Raw genomic sequence first — 15,722 nt, 5'->3', positions numbered from 1 at the left:
AGACACAGAGCACTCCGGCGCTCCGCGCCTCCGGTCCAAGGATGGCCTTCACCCCCGCCCTGAAGGGCGGAGCACTGGCCAAGATCAGAGGTAGATCTCCCGGCCGACCCCTGGTGACCTGCGACGCATTACCATGTGGCTGATCTTTTTCGGCTGGGGTTTCGCGCGGCGAACCGGCCGTCGTCACCGGAGGACTGGAGCGACCACATGAACCTCGGCGTGCGCTGGACCCTGCACGGCGACGGACGAACACCCGCTCCAGGAGCCGTCGTCCGGCCGGACGAGCGACTCTCCTGGCCCCGCACGGCCGGCCTCGGCGCCCAGCATGTGGTGGCGATGTTCGGCGCGTCCTTCGTGGCCCCCGTCCTCATGGGTCTCGACCCCAACCTCGCGATCATGATGTCCGGGGTCGCGACCGTGATCTTCCTGCTCGCGACGCGGGGCACGGTCCCCAGCTATCTGGGCTGCTCGCTCTCCTTCGTCGGTGTCGCCGCGGCCATCCGGGCCTCCGGCGGCACCAGCGCGACCGTCACGGGCGCGGTGTTCGTCGTCGGCGGTGTGCTGTTCCTGGCGGGTCTCGCGGTACGGAGGTTCGGGGCGCGGATCATCCACGCGACGATGCCGCCGATCGTCACCGGCGCCGTCGTGATGCTGATCGGCTTCAACCTCGCCCCGGTCACGGCGGCCACGTACTGGCCGCAGGACCAGTGGACCGCGCTCCTCGTCATGCTGTTCACCGGTCTCGCCGTGGTCTGTCTTCGCGGGTTCTGGTCGCGTATCGCGATCTTCCTCGGTCTGATCTTCGGCTACGTCGTCTCCTGGGTCTTCGACCTGGTCTTCGGCAAGATCCACTCCATGTCCCCGGCCGGCCAGGTCACCGACCACTGGCGGCTCGACCTCTCGGGCGTCTCCCAGGCCGACTGGATCGGCCTCCCGACCTTCCACGGCCCCAGCTTCGAGTGGTCGGCCGTGCTGGTGGCGCTGCCCGTGGTGATCGCCCTGATCGCGGAGAACGCCGGGCACGTCAAGGCCGTCGGCGAGATGACCGGCGACAACCTCGACTCCAAGCTCGGCACCGCCATCGCGGCCGACGGCGCCGCCTCGATGCTGTCGACCGCCGTGGGCGGCCCGCCCAACACCACGTACTCCGAGAACATCGGCGTAATGGCGGCCACCCGCGTCTACTCGACCGCCGCCTACTGGGCCGCGGCCGGCTTCGCGCTGCTCTTCGGCCTCTGCCCCAAGTTCGGCGCGGTCGTCGCCGCGATCCCCGGCGGTGTGCTCGGCGGCATCACGGTGATCCTGTACGGCATGATCGGCCTGCTCGGCGCCCAGATCTGGATCAACGCCAAGGTGGACCTCCGCAACCCGCTCAACCTGGTGCCGGCCGCGGCGGGCATCATCATCGGCGTCGGCGGCGTGAAGCTGACCTTCACCGACACCTTCGAACTCGGCGGTATCGCGCTCGGCACGATCGTCGTGGTCACCGGCTACCACGTGCTGCGGGCGTTCGCCCCGGCGCACCTGAAGCAGCAGGAGCCTTCCCCTGCCTGGCGGCGGGGAGCCCCCGAGCTCGACGCGGGCACCAGCACGTACGCGAGCACGAAAGGCAGCGGGTCGGCCGACAAGTCGTAGGCATATTCGCCCGTTCTGGGGAAGCCGGGCCGAGGGAGTTCCCTCCATGGCCCGGCTGCTGGGACGCTGCCCCCATGGCGCAGACCACGCAGATCGGGCAGTTCACCGCGGTCGACCCGGTGGTGGAGCGGATGCGGAGAATCCGTTCGGCCTGGCATCCGGCCGACGGCGTCGCCGTCTTCAACCGGGTCTACCTGACCGTGACGGAGGAGATCGGCCGGGCCATCGACTCCGGCACCTTCGCCGACCGGCGGGCCGCCGCGACCCTCGACGTCCGTTTCGCGGAGCGCTATCTCTCGGTCGTCGACACCGTCGCGACCGGCTGCCCCGCCCCGGCCTGCTGGCGGCCGCTCTTCCACTACCGGCGCCATCCCGGCGTACGGCCGCTGCAGTTCGCGCTGGCCGGGATCAACGCCCACATCGGCCACGACCTGGCGCTCGCCGTGGTCGACACCTGCCGGACCCTCGACTGCGTGCCGCGCGACCTCGAGGACGAGTTCGACCGCGTCGGGGACATCCTCGTGCTCCTCGAGGAGCGGATCCGCGAGGAGCTGATGCCGGGTCCGGACCTCCTCGAGGTCGCGGACCCGCTGACGCATCTGCTGGGCTGCTGGAGCCTCGACCGGGCCCGTGACGGGGCCTGGCTCGCCGCCCGCTCCCTCTGGGAGCTGGGCGAACTGCCCGACCTGGCCGAGGAGTTCAGGGAACGCCTCGACCGGTCGGTAGGTCTGGTGGGGCGGATGCTGCTCACCCCGCTGACCCTGCGCGGCTGAGGGCGGGTCAGTCCTCCGGAAGCTCCACCGGTGCGATCTCGTCGTACACGTCGCCCGGGCCCGGGTTGGTGGCGTCGGTCGAGCCGCCGAAGTGGTGCATCACGCCCCACACCGCGTTGAGCGCGGTCTGCACGGCTCCCTCGGCCCAGCCGGCCGTCCAGGAGATGTCGTCGCCGGCGAGGAAGATGCCCCGCTTGTCCTCGGGCAGGCGGTCCTGCATGAAGTGCGTGAACAGGCGGCGCTGGTAGCGGTAGTGGCCCGGCAGGTTCGCCTTGAAGGCGCCCATGAAGTAGGGCTCGTTCTCCCAGGAGACCGTCACCGGGTTGCCGATGATGTGCTTCCGGATGTCGACCTTCGGGTAGATCTCGCCGAGCGACTTCAGCATGACCTCCATCCGCTCGTTCGCGGAGAGCGGCAGCCACTTCAGGCTGTCGTCGCACCACGTGTACGAGAGGCAGATCACGGCCGGCTTGTCCGGGCCGTCGTCCAGGAGGTACGTGCCACGGGTCATCCGGTCGGTCAGCGTCATCGACATGACGTCCCGACCAGTCTCCTCATCCTTGTCCAGCCAGAACGGACGGTCGACCGGCACGAACAGCTTCGAGCTCTCCATGTAGTGGGTGCGCTCGATCGCGGTCCAGTGGTCGATCGGGAAGAGCGAGTCGTCACAGGCGATCTTGGAGAGCAGCATCCAGGACTGGGCGGTGAAGATCGCCGCCTTGTAGGTGCGGATGTCCCCGGCGGCGTCGGTGACGGTGATCTTGTTGCCGGCGGTGCGGTTCAGCCGGGTGACGGCCGGCTTCGGGTCGCCCTCGTGCAGGGACCGCAGGGAGGTGCCCTGCGCCCAGTGGACGATCTTCTCCGGCTCGCGCTCCCACAGGCGCAGCGGCAGCTGCTGCGAGCCGCCCACGATGCCACGGTGGTGGTCGTCGGCCTCGGTGTAGACGACGCGGAGGATCTCCAGGATGGAGTTGGGGAAGTCGGTGTCCCAGCCGCCCGTGCCGAAGCCGACCTGGCCGAAGATCTCCCGGTGACGGAAGGACTTGAAGGACTCCGATTCGCACAGGAAGCCGTAGAAGGTCTGGTTGTCGAGCTTCTCGACGAGCTTCGACCAGATCTCGCGGATGCGCGGGACGTCGCGCTCACGCATGGCCTGGTTCATGTCGGAGAAGTCGGCGCCCTCGTCCAGGCAGGCGTTCCACGCGTTCATCACGTCGCGGTAGACCTGCGGGAGGTCGTCGACGGTCTGCGCGTAGTGCGACTCGCCCTTGAGGTCGACGACGGTCGACGGGGTGGACTCGGCGAGCGGGTTCGGGAACGGCTGCGTCTCCAGGCCCACCAGGTCGATGTAGTGCTGGAACGCCGTGGAGGAGGGCGGGAAGCGCATGGCGCCCATCTCCGCCGTCAGCCCCTCGGTGCCGGTGCCCTCGAAGCCGACGGTCCGCAGCCGGCCGCCGATCTGGTCGGCCTCGTAGACGACGGGCCTGAGGCCCATCTTCATCAGCTCGTAGGCCGCGATGACGCCCGACAGCCCGCCGCCGATGACGGCGACCTCGGTGCCGTGCTCGGTCGCGGGTATCTGGCCGAGCCCGGCCGGGTGGGCCAGGAAGTCGTCGTAGGCGTACGGGAAGTCCGGACCGAACATGGTGATCGGCGGCTGGCCGTCGCTGTGCGGAACGGCGGTCGTGGGCACCGTGGACGTCATGGGGTACGGACTCCTTGCACGGGAAGAACGGGAGAGGCTCGAAGGTGGACGACGGCTCAGACCAGGGAGCCGTAGAGGCCGGGGCGACGGTCGCGGAGGTAGGGGTTGTCCTTGCGCGAGGCGGCGAGGAGCGCCGGGTCGACATCGCCGAGGACCAGGTCCTCGCCTCGCCCCGCGCGGGCGCGGGAGGTGCCGTCGGGGGCCGCGAGCGTGGAGAGGCCGACGAACTCGAAGTCACCCTCGGGGCCCGTCCGGTTCGCGTACGCCACGTACATCTGGTTCTCGAAGGCGCGCACCGGGACGACGGACTCGGCGACGACCTCGGCGGGGTGCATGAGCGCGGTCGGTACGAGGAGGAGGTCCGTACCGGCCAGCGCCTGCGCCCGCACGTTCTCGGGGAACTCGACGTCGTAGCAGATCATGAGGCCGACGGTGAGGCCGCCGAGTTCGGCCTGGACGACCGCGTCCTCGCCGGGCGTGAACCAGTGGTTCTCGAAGTCGCCGTACAGGTGCGTCTTGCGGTAGTGCAGGAGCACGCCGCCGTCGGGGCCGAAGAGCTGCGCCGCGTTGTAGAGGACTCCGTGGCGCTCGACGTCCCGCTCCGGGTAGCCGTAGCCGACGGCCAGGCCGTGGCGGGCGGCGACGGCCGCGACGGCACGCGCGGAGGGTCCGTCGGCCGGCTCGGCCAGGCGCGCCATGTCGGCGCCGATCGCGTAGCCGGTCAGGAACAGCTCGGGGGCGAGCAGGAGCCCGGCTCCGGCGTCGGCCGCGCGGGCGGCGGCCTCGTCGAGGATCTTCAGATTCGCGGCCACGTCACCGAGCTCACCGGAGCTCTGGAGCAGGGCGGTGCGCAGCGCGGGCATCGGCGATCCTCGGGGGTCGGAAGGAAAGGGAGAGACCTCAGAAACGGTACGGTTTCGCGCTCGATCGGGACAAGGCGCGACCGTTGCGGACCGACCGTCGAACCGTTGCGCGATCTCCGACCGGAGCGGCGATTCGTTGCGCGGGGCTCGTACGAGGGTCGTACGTCTCCCCCGCCGCGCGGCGGAGGCGAGGACCGTTCCCCGGCGCGACGCCCCGGGGCGGGCCGCGCGCGAGAGTGGTGGTCGTCCGGTTGACCTGCCGAAAGGACCGACATCCCATGAACCGCCGTACGAAGATCGCCGCCCTCGCCGCCGCCCTGACGATCTCCGCGGGAGCCGCGGGTTCCGCCGTCGCCTCCGGGGACGGGAGGGGCGGCAGCCGGGAGGCCGCCGCGCTGACCGGCACGGCCAAGCTGTTCCGCCCTGCCCCGGCCGCTGACGACATCACCTTCACGTTCGACGCGCACCTGGCGCAGAAGGACCGGAAGGACCCGCAGGCGGCGACGGGCACCTTCCGCTTCAGCCACTACACCGAGGACGGGAGCTACGGCGGCTACGCGGTGGCCAAGGTCGACTGCCTGGTGACCGGCGGGAAGGTCGCGGTGGTGACAGGGGTCATCCACGACACAGACCTGCAGGAGCTGCGGAACAAGCGGGTCGGCGTCACGGTGCACGACCTCGGGAAGCACGACCGGCTCGGCTACAGCTGGGTCGGCCGCGAGAACGCCCTGGAGGTGCCGCCCTGCCTCAGCTCGGCCCCGTTCGAGCAGGTGAAGGCCGGCACGGGCGACTTCAAGGTGCTGCCCTGGCAGCTGCCGTACAACTAGGTCACCCGGGACGACGAAGGGCGGTGCGGGAACCACAGCCCGCACCGCCCTTCGTCCGGCCGCCCGCAGGGCTAGGCGGGGGAGCCAGAGGAGAAGCGCCGCAGCAGCGGCGAAAGCACCAGGACCGACTTGGTGCGCTCCACGAACGGCTCGCCCGCGATCCGCTCCAGGACGCGCTCGAAGTGGCGCATGTCGGAGGCGAAGACCTGGACGACGGCGTCCGCGTCGCCGGTGACGGTCGACGCGGACACGACCTCGGGATACCGTTCCAGACCCCGCCGGATGTCGTCCGGCGAGGTGTTGTGGCGACAGTAGATCTCGACGAATCCCTCGGTCTCCCAGCCGAGCGCCGCCGGGTCCACCCGTACGGTGAAGCCGGTGATGGCGCCCTCGGCCCGCAGCCGGTCCACGCGCCGCTTGACGGCGGGCGCGGACAGGCCGACGAGCGAGCCGATGTCGGCGTACGAGCGGCGGGCGTCCTCCGCGAGGGCGTGGACGATGCGTTCGTCGAGGTCGTTGAGTCGCACTACGGGTGGATCACTTCTCTGCTTCGGTGGCCCCGGCGTCGGTGGCCAGACGGGAGCGGCGCATGCCGTACAGGAAGTAGAACACGAGGCCCGCGGCCATCCAGCAACCGAAGACCACCCAGGTGACCGAGTCCAGGCTGAACATGTTGTACACGCAGAAGCCGAAGCCGAGGATCGGGAAGGTCCAGCCCAGCGGGACGCGGAAGGTGCGGTCCATCGTCGGGCGGGTGCGGCGCAGCACGATCACCGCGATGTTGACCAGGGCGAAGGCGAACAGGGTGCCGATGCTGGTGGCGTCGACGAGCTTGCCCAGCGGGATGACGGAGGCGAGGGCGCCGCAGAACACCGACACGATGACGGTGTTCACGCGCGGGGTGCCGGTCTTGCCGCTGACCTTGCCGAAGACCTTGGGCACGAGGCCGTCGCGGGACATCGCGAAGAGCACCCGGGTCTGCCCGTAGAGGACGGTCAGGACGACGCTGGCGATCGAGATGACCGCACCTGCGGCGAGCAGGGTGCCCCAGAATGCCTGGCCGCTGACGTCGTGCATGATCGCGGCGAGCGGGGCCTCGGAGCCCTCGAAGTCCTTCCAGTTCCACGCGCCGACGGCGACGGCGGCGACGAGGACGTAGAGGACGGTGACGATGAGCAGCGAGAGCATGATCGCGCGCGGCAGGTCACGCTTCGGGTCCTTCGCCTCCTCACCGGCGGTGGAGGCGGCGTCGAAGCCGATGTACGAGAAGAACAGGCTCGCACCGGCGGCGCTGACGCCGGCCATGCCGAGCGGCATGAAGTCGGCGTAGTTGCCGGACTTGAAGCCCATGAAGCCGATGGCGCAGAAGAGCACGAGCGCGGCGATCTTCACGAAGACCATGATGGTGTTCACGAGGGCGGACTCGCGGGCACCGCCGAGCAGGAAGACCATCGCGAGCAGGACGACGATCAGGCCCGGCAGGTTGATGATGCCGCCCTCACCGGGGGCAGAGGAGAGCACGTCGGGGATGGTGACGCCGATCGTGCCGTCGAGCAGCTCGTTCAGGTACTCGCCCCAGCCGACCGCCACGGCGGCGACGGAGACGCCGTACTCCAGGACCAGGCACCAGCCGCAGACCCACGCCACGAGTTCACCCATCGTTGCGTACGCATACGAGTAGGAGGAACCGGCGACCGGTATGGAGCCCGCCAGCTCGGCGTACGAGAGAGCGGAGAAGAGTGCGGTGAGACCGGCGATGACGAAGGCGATCGTGACCGCCGGGCCGGCCTTCGGCACGGCGTCACCGAGGACGACGAAGATGCCGGTGCCGAGCGTGGCACCGATGCTGATCATGGTCAGCTGCCACATCGAGAGCGTGCGGCGGAGCGAGCCGCCCTCACCCTGGCCACCCTCGGCGACCAGGCGTTCTACCGGCTTGCGCCGGGTCAGGGCGGAGAGCCCGGAGGTCTTGGGGACGGTCGGCTCGGTGGCCGGTGAGGCTGTGCCTTGATCCAGCACTGCGGAGGCTCCTTGATCGCTGCCTGACGAAATGCGACGACCACGGCGGTCCGCGGGCATGCCGAACAGGCCCGCGAGGGATGGGGGAACCGCCGAGCAGGCGGTCGCCGCCACTCCTGGTACGAGGCATGAGCCTAAGCCCCCGCCTTCGCGCTCGTAATGCAGGGATGTTGCGCACCACCAGATGATCATTGCGCACTTGGAGCCCAGACGAGGAAACATTGCGCCCCCTCGCATGAATCGGCACATTGGGGCGATAAGCGGGGTGTGAAGTACACGCCGCGTGCGCATTGACTCCTTGTGCTCTATGACCGACTCTGCGAGCCCGCTGCGTCACCTCGATCGGAGGCTTCGGTGGGTTGGCTGGATCCCACTCCCTATCTGCGCGGCACGGCCTGGCTGGACGGCGGCCGCGCGGTCCGCGCCGACCCCTCCGACCTCGCCCGGCTCCCCTGGGACACGGCCGAGCGGGCCGCACTGCCCATCGGTGTCAGGGTCGAGTTCGCGGCCGAGCCCGGCACCCGGGCGGTGGAGCTGCGCTATCGGGCCTCCGTTCCGGCCACGGGGGACGCCCTGCGGGCCCTGCGGCACTGCTTCGCTCTGTGGCGCGACGGCAGGTGCGTGGGCGAGAGCTTCACGGCGCCCGCGGAGGAGGCCACCGTCACGCTCGAACTCCCGCCCGACGGAGGGACGTTCGCGATCCATCTGCCGGAGAGCCAGGCGCCGGTGGTGCTCGGCCTCCGGGCCTGCGACGGTTCCCTCTCCCCCGCCCCGCGGCGGCCGCGCTGGCTCGTGCACGGCGACTCGATCACCGAGGGCTGGTGGTCGACACGGCCCGCCCACTCCTGGCCGGCGACGGCGGGGCGGTCCCTCGGCCTGGACACGGTCAACCTCGGCTTCGCGGGCGGGGCGCGCGGCGAACTCCCCCTCGCCGAGCAGCTCGCGAGCCTCCCCGGCGAAATCGTCACGCTGGCCTTCGGCACCAACTGCTGGTCCAAGGCGCCCAGTTCGGCCGGTCTGCTCTACGAGACGGTACGGGCCTACGTGGGCCTGGTGCGCCGGGGCCACCCGGACGCCCCACTGCTGATCCTCTCCCCCGTGCTGCGCCCGGAGGCCGAGACCGCCCCCAACGCCCTGGGCGCCACCCTGGAGGAGCTGCGCACGGCCATGGAGCAGGCGGGGCGCGACCTGGCGGCGGAGGGCGACAGACGGCTGGTCGTGCTCTCCGGCCGCCCCCTGCTCGATCCCGAGGACCTCGCGGACGGCCTGCACCCCAACGACCGCGGGCACGCCCGGATGGCGGCGGCTGTCGCGGACGCGCTGCGCCCCCACGCACGGAGGCTGCGCACGACGGCGTGACCCGTGGGCAGCGGGCACCCGGCCCCGTAGGCGGATCCGGGGCCGGCCCTGTGCGCGGGTACGACGAAGGCCCCCGCGAGTCGCCTCGCGGGGGCCTTCGTACGACGGACTAGCTCCAGCTGGCGTGCAGCGGCTTGCCCTCGGCGTAACCGGCGGCGCTCTGGATGCCGACCACGGCCTTCTCCTCGAACTCGGCCAGCGAGGCCGCTCCCGCGTAGGTGCAGGAGGAGCGGACGCCCGCGATGATCGAGTCGATCAGGTCCTCGACGCCCGGGCGGGCCGGGTCGAGGAACATCCGGGAGGTCGAGATGCCCTCCTCGAAGAGGCCCTTGCGGGCCCGGTCGTAGGCCGACTCCTCGCTCGTGCGGTTCTGCACGGCGCGGGCCGAGGCCATGCCGAAGGACTCCTTGTACGGACGCCCGTCGGCGGTGTGCTGGAGGTCGCCAGGGGACTCGTACGTCCCGGCGAACCACGAGCCGATCATGACGTTGGACGCGCCGGCGGCGAGCGCCATGGCGACATCGCGCGGGTGCCGGACGCCACCGTCGGCCCAGACGTGCTTGCCGTACTTCTTCGCCTCGGCGGCGCACTCCAGGACGGCGGAGAACTGCGGGCGGCCGACGCCGGTCATCATGCGCGTGGTGCACATGGCGCCGGGGCCCACACCGACCTTGACGATGTCCGCGCCGACCTCGATGAGGTCACGCACACCCTCGGCGGCGACGATGTTGCCGGCGACGATCGGAACCTGCGGGTCCAGGGCGCGCACGGCCTTGATCGCCGTGACCATCGACTCCTGGTGGCCGTGCGCCGTGTCGATGACGAGCGTGTCGACGCCCGCGTCGAGCAGCTGCTTGGCCTTGCCCACGAAGTCGCCGTTGATGCCGACGGCGGCGGCGACGCGCAGCTTGCCGTTCGCGTCGACGGCCGGGGTGTACAGGGTCGCGCGGAGCGCGCCCTTGCGGGTCAGGATGCCGACCAGACGGCCGTCCTTGTCCACGGCCGGGGCGTAACGCCGGTTGGCGTGGTCGAGCGTGTTGAACGCGTCGCGCGGCTCGATGTCGGCGTCGAGGAGCAGCAGATCCTTCGACATGACCTCGGAGAGCTGGGTGAAGCGGTCCACGCCGGACAGGTCCGCGTCGGTGACGACACCGACCGGACGACGGTCCTCGTCGACGACGACACCGGCGTCGTGCGACCGCTTGGGCAGCAGCGAGAGCGCGTCGGCGACGGTCTGGTGCGGCGCGAGGACGATGGGGGTGTCCAGGACGTGGTGGCGGCTCTTCACCCACGAGATGACGTCGGTGACGACCTCGATCGGAATGTCCTGGGGGATGACGACGAGGCCACCGCGGCGGGCGACGGTCTCGGCCATGCGGCGGCCGGCGATCGCGGTCATGTTGGCGACGACCAGCGGGATCGTCGTGCCGGTACCGTCCGGCGAGGCGAGGTCCACCGCCTGGCGGGAACCCACGGCCGAGCGGCTCGGCACCATGAAGACATCGTCGTACGTCAGGTCGTAGGGCGGCTTGACGTCATTGAGGAAACGCACGTGCTGACATCCCAGTCGTTCGGATCGGCCCCTAGGCATTTCAGCCAGGGGAAAAAGCACGTAGTTCATTGTCCCACGCCAGTACGAATACCAGGCCCAGGCGATTCATCCGAGCCTCGCGCCACCACTCTTGTCGTTTCCTCCAAGAGCGAGGAGGACGGTGAGGCCGGTGGGGCTGGTGTCGGCGGCCGTGGCGAACACGTCCTGGACGGTCTCCCAGTCGCTCGGCCGGGCCTCGGCGTACGACTTCCAACCGGTGACGACGAGGGCCATCGGCTCGGGGAGGTCCGTCAGAGATTCGGCGAGGGCGTCCCAGTTCCGTCCGAACCAGGCGGGAAGCCCGAGGGCGGTGGCGCAGCGGTCCATGAAGCCGGCCTTGTCCACGATCCCGTTCAGGTCGAGGACGAGCGCGTCATCGAGCCTCATCGGTCACCACCTCACGGAAGGTCTCGTAGTGGTCGTCCGTGTAGTAGACCTCGCCGTCCCGCCCGGTGACGATGCGCCGTGCGCCGCGGTCGCGTTCGCCGGGGGTCCGGACGGTGTACTCGCGGTAGTAGCCGCGCTCGTGGAGCGGCAGGATCCGCTCGAAGTTCGAGAAGGTCGCGCCGTCCTTCTCGTACGGGAAGGGCCCGCCGCGCTCGATGAGCTCCAGGGCCGCCCGCGCCTCGGCCGGCAGGTCGCCGACCCGGACGGTCACGAGCCCGGAGGATCCGGTGGGGGCGGGGGCGCCGTCGCCGACGGCGGTGGAACAGCCGACGAGTGCCGCGACGCACAGCACGAGTGCGAGCAGCGCGCGGAGGGTCCGGGGCAACATGCGCCGACGATACCGGCCGCAGGGCCGCGGGTACGGGTCCCGCGCGGGCGGCCGACCCTGGAGCGGCACACGCCGGTATGGGTCCCACGCGGCCGGCCCTGGAACAGCACACGCCGGTACGGGTCCCGCGCGGCCGGCCCTGGAACAGCCCGGACCGACCGTGCCGGGACTGCCGCGCCGCGGGCGTCGCGGCGTCAGACGCCGTCCGGGTCCTTCCGCTCCAGCGCGGGGCGCGAGCCGGGGGTGGACTCGGTGAGGAGGTGGTCGGCCGCGGCACGGTCGGTCACGAGGCTGGTGACGAGCCCCGAGCGGAGCACCGCCCCGATCGCCGCCGCCTTGCGCTGGCCGCCCGCGATCGCCACGACCTCGGGGATCCGGCGCAGCCGGTCCGCCTCGACCGTGATGCAGCGCTCGCCCAGGTCACGGCCCACCCGGCGCCCCTCGGTGTCGAAGAGGTGCGCGGACATCTCGGCGGCGACGCCGAGGGAGGCGTAGTGGGCGCGCTCCTCGTCCGTGAGCATGTCGTGCACGGTCGAGATGCCCGGCTCCCAGGAGCCGATGGAGACACAGGCGACGGTGACCTTGTCGAAGTACTCGAAGGCCCGCGCGATGCCGGTCTGGTTGCGCAGCGCTGCCGCCGTGGCGGGGTCGGGCAGCAGCATCGGCGCGTAGATGGGGTGCGCCTCGCCGCCGGAGACCTGGGCCGCACGCCGTACCGCCTCCACCGAGCCGCGCTCGGCGGTCCCGGCGTCGTACACGCCGGTGAGCTGGACGACGGTGCACGGGGGCAGCCGGTCGAGGGCGGCGGCCATGTGGATGGTCGAGCGGCCCCAGGCCAGGCCCAGGACGTCGCCCTCGTTGACCAGCTCGCCGAGCAGGTCGGCCGCGACCTCGCCGAGGTTCTCCGGGTCGGGCGACTCGTCCTCGCCCTCCGCCGGGGACTCGACGACGACGGCGTGGCGGAGCCCGTACCGGGCGCGGAGCGCGTCCGAGCGCTCCGCGTCCAGCTCGGCCGGGACGCGGATCTCGATCCGTACGAGGTCGCGTTCGAGCGCGGTCTCCAGGACCCTGGCCACCTTGAAGCGGCTCACGCCGAACTCCTCGGCGATCTGGATCTTGGACTTGCCCTCGAGGTAGAAACGGCGCGCCATGGCCGCCGCCTGCACCAGCTCCGCGGGTCCCATCCGCAGGGCTGACCGTCCCGCCGAGATTCCCGCCACCGCGATCTCCTTAGCTCTGTTCACGTACCGCTGCTCACGTGCCGCGTCGTGCTGCTGTCGTCCTGCTGTCGTTCACACTCTGGACTCGCCGTTCATCCTGTCAGATCCGGCGGGTCCCGATCGGTCCTGTCGGTGCTCCGACGGACCGCGTTCATCTGCCGGAGGCTCAGTGGCCACACGCCCACGCCGCCGTGGCGGTCGCGGAGTCGGCCTTCGCGCGGAGGGAGCGGACGGCCTCGGCCGGGTCCTGGGCGCCGTAGACCGCCGACCCGGCGACGAAGACGTCGGCGCCGGCCTCGGCGCACCGCTCGATGGTGGATTCGGCCACCCCGCCGTCGACCTGCAGCCACAGCTCCAGTCCGTGCTTGGAGATGAGCTCACGGGTACGACGGATCTTGGGCAGCATGATGTCGAGGAAGGCCTGCCCGCCGAAGCCCGGCTCGACGGTCATGATCAGCAGCATGTCCAGCTCGGGGAGCAGGTCCTCGTACGGCTCGATGGGCGTGGCGGGCTTCAGCGCCATCGAGGCCCGCGCCCCCTTGGCGCGGATCTCGCGCGCCAGCCGCACGGGGGCGGCGGCCGCCTCGACGTGGAAGGTGACGGATCCGGCGCCCGCCTCGACGTACTGCGGGGCCCAGCGGTCCGGGTCCTCGATCATGAGGTGGCAGTCCAGCGGGGTGTCCGTGGCCCGCGCGAGCGACTCGACGATCGGCACGCCGAGCGTCAGGTTGGGCACGAAATGGTTGTCCATGACATCGACATGCAGCCAGTCGGCACCGTCGACGGCCTTCGCCTCATCGGCGAGGCGGGCGAAGTCTGCGGACAGGATGCTGGGGTTGATCTGCGCCATGAGCCAAGCCTGCCATGTTCTTGGGCACTTCTTTGCCGCTGAGCGGTTTCGAACCGGGATCCACGAGGGTTCGGTACGGATTCGGGCCGGATTCGGACCTGATTCCGGGTTCGCCCCCTGTCCACATGCCGGACGGGCGCGGATCCGTCTCCGTCAGGCCGTCCGCCGCAGCAGCGCCAGGTACATCGCGTCCGTGCCGTGGAGGTGCGGCCACAGCTGGACGTCCGGCCCCTCGCCGAGCGCGGGCACGCCGGGCATCAGAGGACGTACGTCGATCCACTCCGCCTCGACCGCCGGCCCGCCGCGGCCCTTGAGGACGTCCTCGACGACCACGCGGGTCTCGGCCAGGTGCGGCGAGCAGGTGGCGTACCCGACGACTCCCCCGACGCGGACCGCCGACAGCGCCTCGCGCAGCAGACCGCGCTGGAGCGGGGCGAAGCCGTCCAGGTCCTCCGGGCGGCGGCGCCAGCGGGCCTCGGGTCGGCGGCGCAGAGCGCCGAGGCCCGAGCACGGGACGTCCATCAGGACGCGGTCGAAGGAGCCCGGTCGCCACGGCGGGCGGGTCCCGTCGGCGGCGATGACCTGGTACGGACCGGGGTTGCCGGCGAGCGCGCGCTCGACGAGACGGGCGCGGTGAGGCTGCTTCTCGGAGGCGAGCAGGGCGGCGCCTCGCTCGGCGGCCAGGGCGCCCAGGAGGGCCGCCTTGCCGCCGGGGCCCGCACAGCCGTCGAGCCAGCGCTCGTCGCGGCCTTCGAGGGGGGCGTCGGCGAGCGCGATGGCGACGAGCTGGCTGCCCTCGTCCTGGACGCCCGCGCGCCCCTCCTTCACGGCCTCGATGGCCCCGGGCTCGCCGCCCTCGGCCAGCCGGACCGCGTACGGCGACCAGCGGCCGGGCAGCGTGTCCTCGCCGGTGAGCTCGTCGGTGGTGGCGCGCCCCGGGCGGGCCACGAGCGTGACCTCGGGGCGCTCGTTGTCTGCCTCGAGCAGGTCCTCGATGCCGGCCCGGCCGCCGCCGAGGGCGTCCCAGAGCGCGGAGACGACCCAGCGGGGGTGCGAGTGGACGACCGCGAGATGATCCTCGGCGTCGTCCTCGTAGGGCGGCGCGACCTGCTCCACCCAGGTGTCGAGGTCGTGCTGCGAGATCTTCCGCAGAACGGCGTTCACGAACTTGGCCCGCCCGTCCCCGAGCACCACGCGCGCGAGCTCCACGCTCGCGGAGACGGCGGCGTGCGTCGGGATGCGCGTCCCGAGCAACTGGTGGGCACCGAGCGACAGCACGTCGAGGACCGGGGGATCGACCTCGCGGAGCGGCCGGTCGATACAGGCGGACACGATGGCGTCGTACGTCCCCTGGCGCCGCAGCGTGCCGTAGACCAGCTCGGTCGCGAGCGCGGCGTCGCGTCCGTCGAAGTCGCCCTTCTCCCGGGCCTTCCTCAGCAGCGGGGGCAGCACGAGATTCGCGTACGCGTCCCGCTCGTCGACCGCCCTGAGCGCCTCGAAGGCGAGGAGCCGCACGGGATCCTTCTTGGGACGGCGGTACGGCTTGGGGGGACGGCGGCGTGCCTGCTCGCTCAAAGGTGCTCCGCGTGAGAAAAGACGAGGTCGAACCCTCTCAGCCTACGTCCGCCGCCCCCGCATGCCGAAAAGCCCCCGTGACGACGTCGAGCGCCTCGGCGGCGACCAGGCACGAGACGGGCTCGGTTCCCCCGCCGTCGGCTTCGAAGGCGACCAGCACGACCGGCTCCTCGCCCAGCAGTCGCACGACCGTCGCGCGCTCCTCGTCCGTGGGCGCCCGGAACTCCGGATCGAGGAAGGCGAAGGGGCAGCGGACGTAGGACGCGTCGGTGAAGACCAGCTCGAGGCCATGGAAGTACGCGAGGTCGTAACCGGCCACGAGGCGGAGCCGACTGCCGTCGTGACCTGCCACCCTCCAGTCCCACCAGGACCCCTCGGGCAGCCGGAGCACGCCGTGCTCGTCGATCCCCGCCCGAGGCCCTGTCGTCAAAGTCTCGCCTGGCCCACGACGCCCGGGCCTAGGCGCAATGCCGGTGACTTAAATGTCCTGCGCTCGTTGGTTGTGGTGTGGCGAGGGTGGGGCAGGTCAG

15 protein-coding genes are annotated in these 15,722 nt (G+C 71.2%); 4 read left to right on the top strand and 11 right to left on the bottom strand.

What is annotated here, in order from left to right; genetic code table 11:
- Positions 1-207: 207 nt before the first annotated feature.
- Together ACFUJR_RS36340 and ACFUJR_RS36335 are read left to right on the top strand one after the other, a co-directional pair.
- Positions 208-1,635, top strand: a complete 1,428-nt coding sequence (locus ACFUJR_RS36340; protein WP_383179547.1) for a uracil-xanthine permease family protein — start codon at positions 208-210, stop codon at positions 1,633-1,635.
- Between the two features lie 74 nt (positions 1,636-1,709).
- The gene (locus tag ACFUJR_RS36335) at positions 1,710-2,408 is read left to right on the top strand and encodes a DUF5995 family protein (RefSeq protein ID WP_383179544.1); all 699 of its coding nucleotides are present in this window, start codon (positions 1,710-1,712) and stop codon (positions 2,406-2,408) included.
- A 7-nt stretch (positions 2,409-2,415) separates the two neighbouring features.
- Here ACFUJR_RS36335 and ACFUJR_RS36330 read toward each other — a convergent pair whose 3' ends face one another.
- Positions 2,416-4,113 carry a flavin monoamine oxidase family protein gene (locus ACFUJR_RS36330; RefSeq protein WP_383179541.1) on the bottom strand — a complete coding sequence of 566 codons (1,698 nt, stop codon included), beginning with the start codon at positions 4,111-4,113 and terminating at the stop codon, positions 2,416-2,418.
- A 56-nt stretch (positions 4,114-4,169) separates the two neighbouring features.
- On the bottom strand, positions 4,170-4,976 hold the full coding sequence (locus tag ACFUJR_RS36325) for a carbon-nitrogen hydrolase family protein (RefSeq protein ID WP_383179538.1): 807 nt from the start codon (positions 4,974-4,976) through the stop codon (positions 4,170-4,172).
- A 278-nt stretch (positions 4,977-5,254) separates the two neighbouring features.
- Between ACFUJR_RS36325 and ACFUJR_RS36320 the strand changes: the two genes are divergently transcribed.
- Positions 5,255-5,803, top strand: a complete 549-nt coding sequence (locus ACFUJR_RS36320) for a Repetin (RefSeq protein WP_383179535.1) — start codon at positions 5,255-5,257, stop codon at positions 5,801-5,803.
- Positions 5,804-5,874: 71 nt separating this feature from the next.
- Here the strand turns inward: ACFUJR_RS36320 and ACFUJR_RS36315 are convergent, their stop codons facing one another.
- The gene (locus tag ACFUJR_RS36315) at positions 5,875-6,330 is read right to left on the bottom strand and encodes an Lrp/AsnC family transcriptional regulator (protein WP_015032260.1); all 456 of its coding nucleotides are present in this window, start codon (positions 6,328-6,330) and stop codon (positions 5,875-5,877) included.
- Positions 6,331-6,340: 10 nt separating this feature from the next.
- Positions 6,341-7,822: an amino acid permease gene (locus tag ACFUJR_RS36310; RefSeq protein ID WP_383179534.1), complete on the bottom strand. Its 1,482-nt coding sequence runs from the start codon at positions 7,820-7,822 to the stop codon at positions 6,341-6,343.
- 354 nt (positions 7,823-8,176) lie between these two features.
- Here ACFUJR_RS36310 and ACFUJR_RS36305 point away from each other — a divergent pair, with 354 nt between their 5' ends.
- Entirely contained in the window at positions 8,177-9,181 is a 1,005-nt protein-coding gene (locus ACFUJR_RS36305) for a GDSL-type esterase/lipase family protein (protein ID WP_383179531.1), read from the top strand.
- A gap of 109 nt (positions 9,182-9,290) precedes the next feature.
- Here the strand turns inward: ACFUJR_RS36305 and ACFUJR_RS36300 are convergent, their stop codons facing one another.
- The 7 genes from ACFUJR_RS36300 to ACFUJR_RS36270 all read right to left on the bottom strand — a co-directional run bounded on the left by ACFUJR_RS36300 (position 9,291) and on the right by ACFUJR_RS36270 (position 15,622).
- Positions 9,291-10,733, bottom strand: coding sequence for a GuaB1 family IMP dehydrogenase-related protein (locus ACFUJR_RS36300; RefSeq protein ID WP_383180530.1), 1,443 nt, complete (start codon positions 10,731-10,733; stop codon positions 9,291-9,293).
- Between the two features lie 105 nt (positions 10,734-10,838).
- Positions 10,839-11,159 carry a barstar family protein gene (locus ACFUJR_RS36295; protein ID WP_383180533.1) on the bottom strand — a complete coding sequence of 107 codons (321 nt, stop codon included), beginning with the start codon at positions 11,157-11,159 and terminating at the stop codon, positions 10,839-10,841.
- On the bottom strand, positions 11,146-11,547 hold the full coding sequence (locus ACFUJR_RS36290; protein WP_383180537.1) for a ribonuclease domain-containing protein: 402 nt from the start codon (positions 11,545-11,547) through the stop codon (positions 11,146-11,148). The genes ACFUJR_RS36295 and ACFUJR_RS36290 overlap by 14 nt, the downstream gene beginning before the upstream one ends.
- Positions 11,548-11,741: 194 nt before the next feature.
- Positions 11,742-12,791 (bottom strand): sugar-binding transcriptional regulator, encoded by a 1,050-nt coding sequence (locus ACFUJR_RS36285; protein ID WP_383180540.1) that lies wholly within the window; start codon positions 12,789-12,791, stop codon positions 11,742-11,744.
- A gap of 142 nt (positions 12,792-12,933) precedes the next feature.
- On the bottom strand, positions 12,934-13,617 hold the full coding sequence (gene rpe / locus ACFUJR_RS36280; protein WP_383180543.1) for a ribulose-phosphate 3-epimerase: 684 nt from the start codon (positions 13,615-13,617) through the stop codon (positions 12,934-12,936).
- Positions 13,618-13,770: 153 nt separating this feature from the next.
- Positions 13,771-15,192, bottom strand: a complete 1,422-nt coding sequence (locus ACFUJR_RS36275) for an RsmB/NOP family class I SAM-dependent RNA methyltransferase (protein ID WP_383180546.1) — start codon at positions 15,190-15,192, stop codon at positions 13,771-13,773.
- Between the two features lie 37 nt (positions 15,193-15,229).
- Positions 15,230-15,622 (bottom strand): hypothetical protein, encoded by a 393-nt coding sequence (locus ACFUJR_RS36270; protein WP_383180549.1) that lies wholly within the window; start codon positions 15,620-15,622, stop codon positions 15,230-15,232.
- Positions 15,623-15,722 lie beyond the last annotated feature (100 nt).

Source organism: Streptomyces sp. NPDC057271, assembly GCF_042668715.1.
In the GTDB taxonomy this organism is placed as follows: domain Bacteria; phylum Actinomycetota; class Actinomycetes; order Streptomycetales; family Streptomycetaceae; genus Streptomyces.
Note: the sequence above shows the minus strand (reverse complement) of the source record. Positions and strands in the feature narration are given on the sequence as shown.